The organism is Nitrosomonas sp. PY1, from assembly GCF_022836435.1.
Lineage (GTDB): Bacteria > Pseudomonadota > Gammaproteobacteria > Burkholderiales > Nitrosomonadaceae > Nitrosomonas.
This window is the reverse complement of record NZ_BQXC01000001.1, coordinates 2264263-2277746: the sequence shown is the minus strand read 5'-3', so window position 1 is coordinate 2277746 and position 13484 is coordinate 2264263. Positions and strand designations below refer to the sequence as shown.

Below are 13484 nucleotides of genomic sequence, written 5' to 3'. Positions count from 1 at the left end.
GGTTTTAATAGTAGATCTGGAAGGTTACTGTCACCCGTGTATAGGCTGCAACGAGAACAATTGAACGTAACGTTGCCAGTATTTTGATTATTTTTAGGGATTTTCGTGTCAATGAAGTTTTCTGTTTTGATCTTACTGTCGATGTTTTCGGGTTTGGCAGGCGCTGCCGAATCGATGCCATCTGAAAAACCTGATACGTTGGATGATCGGGTAAAGGCTTGTATCATCTGTCATAGAGATGCTGACAAAATTAATCGAGATGCTTATTTCCCGCGTATTGCAGGTAAACCAGCCGGTTATCTTTACAATCAATTGCGTAATTTTCGTGATGGCAAGCGCTATTATCAGCCAATGGCTATTTTGCTTGAAAATATGTCAGACGAATATATGCTGGAAATTGCACAGTACTTTGCTTCCTTACCCTATACTTATCCGGAACCAGTAGTGCACACTCTGTCATCCGCGGAAGTCCGTTCTGTGGAAACGCTGATTAACTCCGGCGATCCCGCACGCGACCTTCCGGCATGCAGTGCTTGTCATGGAGAGGCACTGATGGGAGTGCGACCCTATATTCCGGGGTTGCTTGGCTTGCCCCATGCCTATTTGGCTGCACAGTTCGGTGGCTGGCGCAATGGTGGAATCATGCGTGGACAGACGCCTGATTGCATGTCGAAAATCGCCAAAAAATTAACTCAGGAAGAAGTCAATGCAATAGCGTTGTGGTTGCCTGGTCAGCCCGTATCGGGGCAATTAGCCGGAGCGGACGTGCTTACCCCGGAACTGGTGCAGCGCTGCCAGAGTATCTTGTCGGAGAGTGAGGGTGTGACGCAATGAAATGTATGAATGAAGTAGGGATTACAAGTAAGCAGTGGGTCATTATTTTTGTTGTGGGTGGCTTGCTGTCGATGCTACAGATGGCATCGGCCCAGACGCTGATTGATTCGAATGAAGAACAAGTTCAGCGCGGGGAGTATCTTGCCCTTGCAGGCAATTGTATGGGATGTCATACAACACGGGGGGGTGAACCCTATGCGGGTGGCCGAAGGTTGAATACGCCTTTCGGTCAATTCGTTACACCGAATATAACGCCGGATAATGAAACGGGGATTGGTCGTTGGAACGAGGAAGATTTCTGGCAGGCACTGCATTTTGGCAAATCTAGGGATGGCCGTTATCTGTACCCTGCTTTTCCGTATACTGAATATACTAAGGTTACTCGGCAAGATGCCGATGCGATCTTTGCCTATTTGCGCTCGCTACCTTCTGTTGTACAGACCAATCCATCACATACGATACGTTCACCTTACGATAATCAGTCGCTTCTGTTTCTATGGCGAACATGGTATTTCAAAGAAGGTGTTTACCAACCCGACCAATCCAAGAGTGATGAGTGGAATCGAGGTAATTATCTGGTTCAAGGGCTCGGACACTGTAACGCTTGTCATACTTCCCGTAATGTATGGGGAGCAAGCCAGAATGACAAGCTGACTGGGGGAGAAATAATGGGAACCCATTGGTACGCGCCTTCTCTGATCTCGCCGGTGGAAGCCGGAGTGGGTGAATGGTCAATCGATGATATCGTCGAATTGCTGTCGACAGGGATCAACAGTCACGCAGTGACTTCTGGTCCTATGGCGACGATCGTCCGGCAAAGTCTGCAACATCTGTCGGACTACGATATGCGTTCGATAGCGGTTTATCTTCAATCTCTGGGCGATAAGCGGGACAGTGACGAAGCACCACGAAAAATTCCGAAAATGCCGGAACACGTACGCCAATATGTGGCTCTCGGGGAGAAAGTGTATGAACAGCACTGCCAGGATTGTCACGGTGAATCAGGGCAAGGCGTACCTAAAATTTATCCTCCTCTGGCTGGAAATCGCAGCGTGACCATGAGTTCTCCGCTGAACACGATCCGCAGCGTGCTGTATGGCGGATACCCTCCTGCAACAAGCGGTAATCCACGTCCTCACGGTATGCCACCTTATCAACATTTCATTCAAGATACTGAAATTGCCTGGGTAGTGTCTTATATCAGGAATGCGTGGGGAAATCTCGGCAGCCTAGTTAGTCCGGAAGACGTCGATAGAAGCCGAGGGAACTAGCTATGGCAGGTTATGTTGATGAAGTCGTTATTCCTTATGATCGTGATCTGGGGCCCGTACTTTTCGATCACTACGGATTAGATACCGCACGGCGCATTGCAGAACAATCGCCTCGCAATGTGCTTGAGATTGCTGCTGGTACCGGCATTGTCACTCGGCATCTGCGTAACCTGCTAGCTAAAGACGCGCATTTGACTGCGATTGACATCAGCGATTCGATGATGGATCTTGCGCGTACAAAGTTTCTCTCCGGCGAGCAAGTCATGTTTCAAAATGCAGATGCCACGTCGCTACCGTTCAATGACGAAGCGTTCGATGCGGTAGTTTGCCAGTTCGGAATCATGTTCTTCGACCAAGCAGCGGCATTTCGGGAAGTGTACCGAGTGTTGAAACGTGGAGGCCGTTATTTCTTCCGTGTCTGGGATTCGGAACGGTACAATCCGTTCGCTAGCCTAAGCTTTGAAGTTTTAACGCAATTCTTTCCGACGGATACACCTCGATTTCTGTTCGATCCCGTTTCCTGTCACAAAATCGATCCACTCAAAGAACAACTGATACATATTGGCTTTGATCCCATAGTGATTTCGGTTCAGCGTCATGAATACGATATTCTCGATGTATCTGCTTTTGCACGCGCGCTGGTGTATTCACCGCTCCTTTTTGAAATCAGAGACCGCGGCGGCGTTAATCCTGATGAGATTGCTGAGGCGTTGACAGAAGCGTTTAAAAAAGAATATGGCTCAAATCCCATGCGCTATCCAATGCAAGCCATATTGTTTGAAACGGAAAAGCCCTAAATTTGAACGCCGTCGTGCCATTACTCAAAAAAGATTTGCTGGCATTATCCGAAAGCATAAAGTCAAGCTAGCAGGTTGTCCGGTAGACTATAGGAGGTCTTTGCACGGTAACGATTCCATAGCGATGGATCTGGTATTACAGAACACTTTTGCCTTTTAGTTTTTTTACAGAAAACGCATCAAGTTATCAGAATTTATCTGGATTTCAATAGCCAACCAGATTCTTAAGAGCCTGCAACAAAAGTGAATAGTCTTGCAACGGTTATGTTATAAAATAATTTTGTGATTAAAAATTCTGGAGATTCGTTGATGAAAAAAATAATCAGAGACTTTTACAATACCTCCACTTCGTTGATTAGTTGGGTATTTCTTGTGGCTTTTTTGAGTGTGTCATTATTTTCTGCGCAATCTGCACTTGCCGCAAATGGCGATGCGAGTAATAAAAATCCGCTATCGTTTGGCGCGGGACAACTCTTGATTGATTTCAGTCGGCTCACCTGGAAATCCATGAAATCGGATCAGGTGCCAGAGGGTGCGGAAATAGCGATTCTACGTGGTGATTTCAAAACAGAGCCGACTGAGGCTGTCGTGCGTCTACCCGCAAACTATACTTTTCCGGCGCACAGCCATCCCATTACAGAAACGTATGTGTGGATTCAAGGTGATTTCAGCTATGTCAATGCTGACGGCAATACGGTCGATATGAAAGCACCGACTTTCATCAGCTTACCTGAAAATGTGCCACATGCATTGATCTGCAAGGATCAGCCTTGTATGTTCTATGTTCGATATGAGAAGCCGTTCGAAGTGAAATTCCACCCTATGCCGAAAGTAGAGAAAATTCCATTGCCGGAAATTCGCAATCATTAAACGCTCGCTGAGTAGGAAGAATCCCTCAATGCATATCAGTTCGAGTGATGCGATTATATATCGCATCAACACTTCAACTCCGTCGATAGTTTCGTTTTAATTTCATCTCCGTCATACCTAGCTTCTGCAGCAAGTCGGTGTAGTTGCTCATGGCAGTATGCGAATAGGGGTGTTCACACCCAGGCGTTTGATGAATATCGCCAGTGCACGCCGCACCAGCGGTTCGGCTTCAGTCAGGCGGTTAGTGTCTTTAAATATTATCGCCAAGTTGTTGAGACAAATGGCGGTATTGGGATGATCTTCTCCAAAACTCGCCTCATTGCGTGACAAAACGAGTCGCATCAATGATTCAGCTTCAGCCAGACGATTGGCGTCCTTAAACAGTATAGCTAGATGAATGAGATGGAGGGTAATTTTGGAGTGATCCTTTCCGAAGCTTGCCTCATCGATTGCCAACGCTTGTTGTATCAGCAATTCGGCTTCAGTCAAACGGTTAGTGTATTGAAGCAGTGACGCCAGGTTTTTGTAGCCGTGTACGACGCGAGGATGATCTTTCCCGAGGATTGTCACATCGATTGCTAGCGCTCGTCGCATCAATGATTCGGCTTCAGTCGGGCGGTTGGTTGCCTGAAGTGATAGCGCCAGATTGTGGAGGTCGCGTGCGACGTTGGGATGATTTTCTCCAAAACTCGCTTCATCGATCGCCAATGCGCGCCGCATCAGTGACTCGGCTTCAGTCGGGCGGTTGATTTGAGTAAGCAGTTGTGCCAGATTGCTGAGAGCGTCGGCAATGATTGGGTGATCCTTTTCGAAATTCGCCTCAATGATCGCCAGTGCACGTCGCATCAATAATTCGGCTTCATCCAGATGATAGGTTTTCTGAAGCACTAGCGATAGGCCACTGAGAATGACGGAAACATTGAGATGATTTTTCCCAAAACTTACTTCATTGATCACCAATGCACGCCGCATCAACGATTCGGCTTCAGTCAAGCGATCGGTGTCTTTAAACAGTACCGCCAGATTGTGGAGGTCACGGGTGACGTTGGGATGATCCGCTCCCAAGCTCGCCTCGTCGATGGCTAGCGCGCGGCGAATCAACGGTTCGGCTTCTTTATAGAGTGACTTAGTTAAATACATCAAACCTAGATCATTCATCAGCCGCGAGACCGGTGTTGCGATTCCAGCCTGATCAGCGTATGTGATTACAGCCTGAACATGCGGTTGCAGTGGATCGAGGACAGGCCAGTTTCTTACGTCTTGGGGGAATCCAATAAAAGCCGCATTGATCCATCGCAGCGCTTCGGTTAGACAGATATGTGTTGAATCTTCAAGCTGGCGGCGGGTTACCTCCTGCACCAGGCGATGTACGCTGAAGCTTGGATTGTCAGTGGCACGCGTGGCTAATGAGTAGGACGCTAGTTCGGCGAGCGCAGTCAGTGGATTGGCTTCATTCCGGCCATCCGGTATCGGTACCTCAAGCAGTGATTCCGGAATCGGCGCAGGGCTTAGCCATGCCACATGTTGCAGCAATTCTCGAGCGGATTCGCTGAGTTGATCAAAGCTAGTCAGCCACGTCACGGCAACACTGGTCGGATACTGCATCTGGCGTGCCTGATGCCAGGTCAGCACGATTTCACGCTGACTAGACCACTGCTGCAGATAACCGGAAAAAGAAAGACTGTTATGCATGATATATGCACCGGCTTGCTCCAATGCCAGAGCCAAGCCATCGAGTGTTTCCGCCAGCGCGCTGGCTTGCACATGGTCATCGGGTTGTTTGCGCCGCTTGGTATCGGTGCGGTCCAACAGAAACTCGGTAGCAGCATCGATGGATAGGGTGTCTACGGACAATACCTCCAAACTACCGCTCCAGTTAGTCAGCCGGCTGGTCACCAGCAAGTGGCCGCCAGACAATTTCGGCAGCAAGTTTTCAACAGCAATGGCGACTTCTTCCGTGTCGACATTATCAAAAATTAACAACCAGCCCGGATGCTGTTGCAACCATTGCAGCGCAGCATCGTGCTGCCGACCCTCATCGGTCTCGAACCGCTCTTCCAGTTCGAGAGTTTTGCATAATCCAGCGAGATTGCGGTGCAATGCCTCCACACTATTAGCACTCACAAACAATTGGGCAGCATATTCCTTAGCATGACACCACGCATATTCAATGGCGATGCGCGTCTTGCCGATACCGCCAAGCCCGCTCAACACACGCGCGACAACCATCGTATCAGCAGAATCGGGAACGGAGCCTAGGCTACGGTTTAATTTGTCCAACAAAGCGGCTCTGCCTTTGAACAATTCACCGATGCTAAGTAGTAGAAGGTTGCTGAATTTCTTGAGTGGCGCTACTGATGCAAGAATCTCCTGCAATTTAGAACGCAGTGCTGCTATCGATAGCTGATCTGCGTTGGCAAACCGGATTCCAGGATAGCGCTCCACAGTCGCTAGGCGCTCGAGGTGTTGCTGTTGATGATTGCGCTGCGCTTCGATCAACGCATATTGCTCATCACGTATCGCGCCGGCTTCGGGCGCAGCGATAATCAGCATCTTGCGATGATACAACGCCAACCAGGCTTCCCATTGCGTATAGGAAAGCGCTTGCGCATCCGGAGCCAGAAATGATTGAAGCGACGGAAACCGTTCGGCGAGATCCGGATAACGTTCTCGAATAAACGTCAGAGAAGGCGCTTGCGCCATTGCGCCAGTCATATCGCCTACCAAATGAATCACCGCATTGCACCTACTGATGTATTCATCCAACATCGCTAAAGTTTCTGTGCCGGTAGCGATAAAATCTTCTTGCACTTTGACTGTAACGTTGGGGCGGTCGAGATCATGCCGCAACGCATCTCGGTAGCTGTGAAACTCAGCGCTAACCGTGGATATGAAAATACTGACCTGAGGCATTTTTTACGAATTTGAGATCTTTGCAAAATCCCATTCTTAAAATTTAATGAATTTGAATCACTTGCTTGGTGCGCCACTAAAACAATAAAAAACCCTAATACGTGCATCAAATGCTACTTCTACAAATTACAAAAAGTAAGCTCGAACGCTACATCATTTTCGTAAGTCTTATTTTTTTGTGTTGACTTGACCGAGATAAAGCGGATATTCAAAGCATATTTATTGGCGCTAATTTCCGGTATGCAAGGAAGTTCCTCACTTAAATCGAGTCTCAACATATGGGCGGCATATTCTGCGCCTGTTTGCTGAAAAACGCCTTGATGAGCAGTGAGTTTTATCGTCCTGCCGCTTTTTCTTAATAAATATAGTACGATCTCGAATGCATTGCGCACGGGTTGGAATGGTCCCAACCATACTTTAAAATCTTGACGTCGCTTTTCGGTGTCGAGGTTTAGCCAATAGTGATAAAAGGGTAAATCGAAAACACAGCAACCGCCTGGTATGACCATGCGTTGCTTGATGGACATTAGCCAGTCATTTTCACGCAAATGCTCGCCAACTTTGCCGGGCAAATCCAGCATTTCTCTAAAAGTGCTCCTTATGTTGCCTAGTGCGATATTCAGCGTTTCTTCATCAACATTGGGGTTTTTTCGCAGCGCTTCAAGAAGATGCTTTTGCCGCTCAAGTTCTTGTAGCAAATCGGATTTGATGTCTGCGCGCGTAGTGATTTCTAGAACTTCAAATAAGGCAATTAATGCAGCGTGATGTTCAATAGGGGTATCTTTGGATAAAAAGAAATCAATTCTGCTAAATAAATTTTCAAGCCGCAGTAAAGTGCGTATACGCTCATTAAGTGGATGTTCGTAACAAATCACAGTAGATTCTTGTTCCCAGCAAAAAGTTGATAACAGATGCCTTGATCAAAGCAAAAACATTCAGATAGTAATGAGATATCGGGTATTAGCGCATGGTCTTATAATGATTGCTGATATGATCTAGCAGGCCACTGGTTCAGTTTTGAGGATTCATATTGCATGCTCGTCGATTTTTTGATTATGATTGACAAACAGTAGCAACTACCCAAAATATAGATCATTCATAGTAGCTCATTGTAGTTTTCAATGCTAACAGCCTTATTATAGTATAAAGGTGCTTCTTGGAAGAGATGTCGTTGTATACCATGCTTATGGCATTGGTTTTTTTACTCATTTTATCGGGTTTCTTTTCTTTATCTGAAACCAGCATGATGGCAATCAACCGCTATCGTTTGCGATATCTCGCAAAACAAGGCCATCGTGGTGCGCGTTTGACCATCAAACTACTGAATCATACGGATCGGTTGTTGGGCGTTATTTTGCTGGGCAATAATCTGCTTAATACTGCTTCAGCGACACTGGTAGCAGTTATTGTTGCCATGTTATTTGGTCATAATGATTTAGCGTTGTTTTTGGGGTCGGTTGCGGTAACATTTGCTATTCTGATTTTTAGTGAAATAACACCCAAAGTAATCGCAGCAGCATATCCTGAGCGCATCGCCTTGACTGCAAGCTATGTGTTAACGCCTTTATTGACCATTTGTTACCCTGTTGTCTGGTTCGTCAATTTGTTTGTGCGCGGTTTACTGATACTGTTTCGTTTAAATCCGGAAAAAAATCAATTAGAGCAGAAAATCAGTATCGAAGAACTCAAAACCTTGGTGTTGGAAGGTGGGTATTTTATTCAACATAAGCATCAAAGTATGCTGTTGAACTTGTTCGATCTAGAAACAATCACAGTCGACGATGTCATGGTGCCGCGAAGTCGGGTTGAAGCCATTGATATCAGTGATAATGATGAAACTATTCAAACCCAATTGTTAACGTGTCACCATACACGGCTTCCGGTGTACCGGGAGCGCATGGATAACATTACTGGCATTATTCATGTACGCAAGATATTAAATCAAATGCAAAATGGCAAAATTACGGCGGAAATGATTGAGAAAGTGCTTCATAAACCCTACTTTATTCCTTCTGGGACGCGTTTGTTTTCTCAATTGCAATTATTCCAGGAAAACCAGATGCGTATCGGATTGGTGGTGGATGAGTATGGCGAATGGCTGGGGCTGGTGACTTTAGAGGACATCATGGAAGAGATTATCGGTGAATTTACTACGCAAGCGCCGACTCAGATGAGTACTTTTTTAAAGCAAGGGGATGGTAGTATCATTGTCGAAGGAAGTACGCTGTTGCGAGATTTAAATCGGAAATTGAATTTCCAGTTTCCATTAGATGGGCCAAAAACACTCAATGGTTTGATTGTAGAGCACTTCCAAGATATACCCGAAGCGGGGGTGAGCTTAAGTATTGCTAATTATCCTATGGAAATTATCCAAACCAAAAACCGTGTCGTTAAAACCGTCAAAATTTATCCCGTTTTTACCAATGCAAAAGTAGATGATTCCGAATCCTGATGATTGGTTTGTTTCTTTGTTATATCTTAGTTATTTTTGAATAACGAATTGCCTTGTGAAATACTGCTGTCTTGTTATAGTTTTAGTATCGTAAATAATCTTCATAATTGTTAAACGTAAATGATCGGTATTTTACTTATTACCCATGAGAATCTGGGGGAGAACTTGATTAGCTGTGCTACGCACGTTATGGGGATGCCATTGCCGCAACTCAGTCATTTGGGCGTATTTAAACAAGATCAACCCGATGCTATTTCTGCGAAAGCAAGCGCATTGATTCGGGAATTGGATAGTGGAGAAGGCGTGTTGGTACTCAGTGACATATATGGCGCTACGCCTTGCAATGTCGGTACGAGTTTAACGCAAGCAGGGAAAGTGGAGTGTATCGCCGGCGCAAGCTTGCCTATGCTGGTGCGTGTTTTGACCTATCGTCATGAGCCTTTGACGGTGGTGGTTGAAAAAGCGCTTAGCGGCGGACAACAGGGTGTGGTTCATGTCAATCCGGGTTCTGATCATGCAAATTAAAGAAGTCGAAATTATTAACAAATTGGGGCTGCATGCCCGAGCTTCTTCAAAGCTTACCAAGCTAGCTAGTCAATTTAAATCCGAAGTATGGGCGACCCGTAATGGCCGTCGTGTCAATGCAAAAAGTATTATGGGAGTGATGATGCTCGCTGCTAGTAAAGGCTCACGCATACAATTAGAGACAATTGGCGACGACGAAGTGGAAGCGATGGTAGCCTTATCGGACTTGATTGAAGACTATTTTGGCGAGGGTGAATGAGCTTTATCCTGCAGGGTATCGGCGTATCTGAAGGTATAGCGATTGGGCACGCGCACTTGGCGGCGCCATCTGCTTTGGAGATCATTCATTATCTGGTTCCTAGTCAGCAGGTTGAAAAAGAAATTGCGCGCTTGAATAGTGCTTTTTCAGTTGTTCGCAAGGAGTTTGAAACATTGCAGAAATCGGTTCCTGACGGGCCGGCACGCGCTGAATTTACGGCATTCTTAGAGCTGCATTTGATGATTTTGGATGATCCGACGTTATCCGAAGCCGCCCATACTATGATTGCAGAAACCTATTGCAATGCAGAATGGGCATTGTCACAGCAAATGCACGTATTGATATCGCAATTCGAGGCAATCGAGGACGCCTATTTACGTGAGCGTAAAGCTGATGTGACGCAGGTTGTCGAACGTGTGCTCAAAGCAATGATGGGGCATTCAGGGTATTTGCCGGTAGCGCCGAAACATGCGGGCGACAGCATTCTGGTTGCGCACGATCTGAGTCCTGCGGATGTGATGCATTATAAGCAGCATCAGTTTGTCGCGTTTCTAACCGATTTCGGCAGCCCGACTTCACATACCGCGATTGTGGCGCGTAGTCTGAATATCCCTTCTATCGTGGCACTGCATCATGCGCATCAGTTGATGCTGGAAGATGATTATCTGATTGTTGATGGTACGCAAGGAATTATTATTGTTAATCCAGATAAGTCGATTCTGGATGAGTATCGTTTGCGCCAAGGGCAGCTTGAATTAGAAAAGAAAAAGCTGAACCGTCTCAAAAGTGTTGCTGCAGTTACACTTGACGGTACGCCGGTAGAGCTATATGCCAATATCGAATTACCTGAAGATATGCAGCAAGTTAAAGCGAGCGGAGCTACTGGAGTTGGCTTATTTCGGAGTGAATTTTTGTTTTTGAATCGCGATGATCGGCCGACTGAAGATGAACAATTTGAGGCCTACCGTACTGTTGCGACAGAGATGCGCCAACACCCTGTCACCATCCGTACATATGATCTGGGCGCGGACAAAAGTCTTAATGATGCTGCACAGGTTGCAACTAATCCTGCGCTAGGCCTGCGCGCGATCCGCATGAGCCTGGCTGAGCCGAAAATGTTTCATACGCAACTGCGGGCTATTTTACGGGCCTCGCATTATGGTAATGTGCGCATCCTGATTCCTATGATTTCACATGCGGCAGAAATTGATCAGACGGTGAATTTGATTAAGGTTGCGAAAGACAGTTTGCGTGACGAAAAAATTCCATTCGACGAGCAGATTCAAGTCGGAGGTATGATCGAAATTCCAGCAGCAGCCTTGAGTTTGAATATTTTTATGCGAAAATTGGATTTTTTATCGATTGGTACGAATGATTTAATTCAATATACCCTGGTTGTTGATCGTATCGATGATACCGTAGCCCATTTATACGATCCTTTGCATCCGGCCATTTTATGGCTGCTCTCGCATATTATCAAAGGCGCAAAACGTGCTAATAAGCCAGTTTCTGTTTGTGGGGAAATGGCAGGAGATAAACGATTCACGCGTCTTTTGCTCGGTCTTGGGTTACAGCAGTTTTCTATGTATCCGGCTCAGGTATTGACAGTGAAGGATCAAATCCTAAAGAGCCACATGCCCGATATCACTCCATTAGTGTGTAAGATCGTTAAAGCTGATCGATCCGACAAGATAAAGGCTTTGTTAGCAAAGCTGAATAATTAGTCTGAGTAGATCTTTGACGCTATAATGCTCAGTTAAAACGGAATCATTGTTTCGGAGTTTCTCCTATCATCTCATGCAAGATACAAAATCGGTGGGTGTGGTAACACCTCAATATGTTCACATTGATAGGCCATTGCAATTAAAAAGCGGTGCAATGCTGGATAGTTATCATCTGGTGTACGAAACTTACGGGGAACTCAATGCAGCTAAATCCAATGCGATTCTGATTTGTCATGCACTATCGGGCAATCATCACATTGCCGGTGTGTATGCCGATAAAGATAAAAGCTTTGGCTGGTGGGATAACATGGTGGGTCCCGGCAAACCCGTTGATACCAAGCGCTTCTTTGTGATTGGCGTGAACAATCTCGGTGGATGTCATGGATCGACTGGGCCGACAAGCATGGATAGTAAAACAGGAAAGCCTTACGGAGCCAGCTTTCCGGTGGTGACTGTAGAAGACTGGGTGGAAGCACAGGAGAAGCTATCCCAGCATTTGGGGATCACGCAATTTGCAGCTATCATAGGGGGAAGCCTGGGCGGCATGCAAGCAATGCAGTGGACGCTCGATTATCCCGAGAAAGTGCGACACGCTTTGGTCATCGCTGCAGCAGCAAATCTAACCGCGCAAAATATTGCATTCAACGATGTTGCTCGACAAGCGATTTTGACTGATCAAGAATTTCATGGGGGTAATTATTATGCCTATGACACGTTACCGCGACGCGGCTTACGCTTGGCGCGCATGCTTGGGCATATTACTTATTTGTCCAATGACTCAATGGCGGCAAAATTCGGGCGCAGCCTGAGAAAAGATGAGTTTTCATTCGATTATGATGTGGAATTTGAAATTGAATCCTATTTGCGCTATCAAGGCGATAAATTTACCGATTTGTTCGATGCAAACTCTTATTTGCTCATGACTAAAGCACTCGATTACTTCAATCCTGCAGATGCATACAATGGCGATTTAAGCGCCGCTTTCCGGGCCGTTAAGGCGAGTTTCCTGATTTTGTCATTCGCATCGGATTGGCGTTTTTCTCCAGAACGTTCGAGGGAAATTGTCAAAGCATTGCTTGATAACAATCTTAACGTAAGCTATGCAGAGATTGCTTCCAATCAAGGACATGATTCTTTTCTCATGGAAAACGATCATTACCATGAGCTGGTGCGCGCTTACTTAAACAATATTGCGGTTTAGACGGACTATATAAAAGTCATGAATGACACCCATTCCCTTTCAGTCGTTGCTTTACGTCCGGATTTGGCTGCTATTGCTGAATGGATTCAGCCAGGAAAGAAAGTGCTCGATCTGGGTTGTGGTGATGGTTCATTGCTGCGTTATTTGCGTGAATCGCGTAACGTTTTTGGATATGGCGTAGAAATCAATGATAAAAACTTACTCAGTTGTTTTTATAACGGAATTAATGTTATTCAGAATGATTTGGAGTCCGGTTTGTCGAGTTTTGAATCAGATTCGTTCGACTATGTCATCTTATCGCAGACATTGCAGGCAATGCGCCATACTGAGGATATTATTCAGGAAATGTTGCGCGTCGGAAAACAGGGGATTGTCTCTTTTCCAAATTTTGGTTACTGGCGCAATCGCTTACAAGTTGTTTTGGGTAGAATGCCCATATCAAAAGCGTTACCGTACCACTGGTATGACACACCGAATATTCATTTGTGCACCTTGAATGATTTCGAGAAGCTTTGCCGTCGGTGCAATGCGCGTATTATCGAACGTCGTGTCATGAGTAATTACAGCCCTGTACACATCTTGCCAAATTTGATGGGTATGCTAGCTTTTTATCGCTTTGAGCGTTCAAAATAATATTG

At 45.9% G+C, this 13484-nt stretch carries 12 protein-coding genes; 10 read left to right on the top strand and 2 right to left on the bottom strand.

Features of this window, described 5'->3' with window-relative positions:
• The first annotated feature begins 111 nt into the window (after positions 1-111).
• From W03_RS10585 to W03_RS10570, 4 genes are all read left to right on the top strand, one after another.
• Positions 112-834 carry a cytochrome c4 gene (locus W03_RS10585; RefSeq protein WP_244073126.1) on the top strand — a complete coding sequence of 241 codons (723 nt, stop codon included), beginning with the start codon at positions 112-114 and terminating at the stop codon, positions 832-834.
• Positions 831-2105, top strand: coding sequence for a cytochrome c (locus W03_RS10580; protein WP_244073121.1), 1275 nt, complete (start codon positions 831-833; stop codon positions 2103-2105). Before W03_RS10585 ends, W03_RS10580 begins: the two co-directional genes overlap by 4 nt.
• A 2-nt stretch (positions 2106-2107) precedes the next feature.
• Positions 2108-2902, top strand: coding sequence for a class I SAM-dependent methyltransferase (locus tag W03_RS10575; protein WP_244073119.1), 795 nt, complete (start codon positions 2108-2110; stop codon positions 2900-2902).
• A 309-nt stretch (positions 2903-3211) separates the two neighbouring features.
• Positions 3212-3772, top strand: coding sequence for a DUF4437 domain-containing protein (locus tag W03_RS10570; protein WP_244073117.1), 561 nt, complete (start codon positions 3212-3214; stop codon positions 3770-3772).
• 147 nt (positions 3773-3919) lie between these two features.
• Here the strand turns inward: W03_RS10570 and fxsT are convergent, their stop codons facing one another.
• Together fxsT and zapD are read right to left on the bottom strand one after the other, a co-directional pair.
• A complete protein-coding gene (gene fxsT, locus W03_RS10565) occupies positions 3920-6685 on the bottom strand; it encodes an FxSxx-COOH system tetratricopeptide repeat protein (RefSeq protein WP_244073115.1) in 2766 nt (921 codons plus the stop codon).
• A 119-nt stretch (positions 6686-6804) separates the two neighbouring features.
• Positions 6805-7560 carry a cell division protein ZapD gene (zapD, locus tag W03_RS10560; RefSeq protein ID WP_244073112.1) on the bottom strand — a complete coding sequence of 252 codons (756 nt, stop codon included), beginning with the start codon at positions 7558-7560 and terminating at the stop codon, positions 6805-6807.
• A 290-nt stretch (positions 7561-7850) separates the two neighbouring features.
• Between zapD and W03_RS10555 the strand changes: the two genes are divergently transcribed.
• The 6 genes from W03_RS10555 (at position 7851) to metW (ending at position 13479) form a co-directional block, all read left to right on the top strand.
• Positions 7851-9137, top strand: a complete 1287-nt coding sequence (locus tag W03_RS10555; protein WP_244073110.1) for an HlyC/CorC family transporter — start codon at positions 7851-7853, stop codon at positions 9135-9137.
• Positions 9138-9257: 120 nt separating this feature from the next.
• Entirely contained in the window at positions 9258-9662 is a 405-nt protein-coding gene (locus W03_RS10550) for a PTS sugar transporter subunit IIA (RefSeq protein WP_244073108.1), read from the top strand.
• Positions 9652-9921 (top strand): HPr family phosphocarrier protein, encoded by a 270-nt coding sequence (locus W03_RS10545; RefSeq protein ID WP_244073106.1) that lies wholly within the window; start codon positions 9652-9654, stop codon positions 9919-9921. The genes W03_RS10550 and W03_RS10545 overlap by 11 nt, the downstream gene beginning before the upstream one ends.
• Positions 9918-11645, top strand: coding sequence for a phosphoenolpyruvate--protein phosphotransferase (gene ptsP, locus W03_RS10540; RefSeq protein ID WP_244073104.1), 1728 nt, complete (start codon positions 9918-9920; stop codon positions 11643-11645). Before W03_RS10545 ends, ptsP begins: the two co-directional genes overlap by 4 nt.
• 73 nt (positions 11646-11718) lie before the next feature.
• Complete coding sequence (locus tag W03_RS10535) at positions 11719-12846, top strand: homoserine O-acetyltransferase (RefSeq protein WP_244073103.1); 1128 nt, start codon at positions 11719-11721, stop codon at positions 12844-12846.
• A gap of 18 nt (positions 12847-12864) precedes the next feature.
• On the top strand, positions 12865-13479 hold the full coding sequence (gene metW, locus W03_RS10530; RefSeq protein WP_244073101.1) for a methionine biosynthesis protein MetW: 615 nt from the start codon (positions 12865-12867) through the stop codon (positions 13477-13479).
• Positions 13480-13484 lie beyond the last annotated feature (5 nt).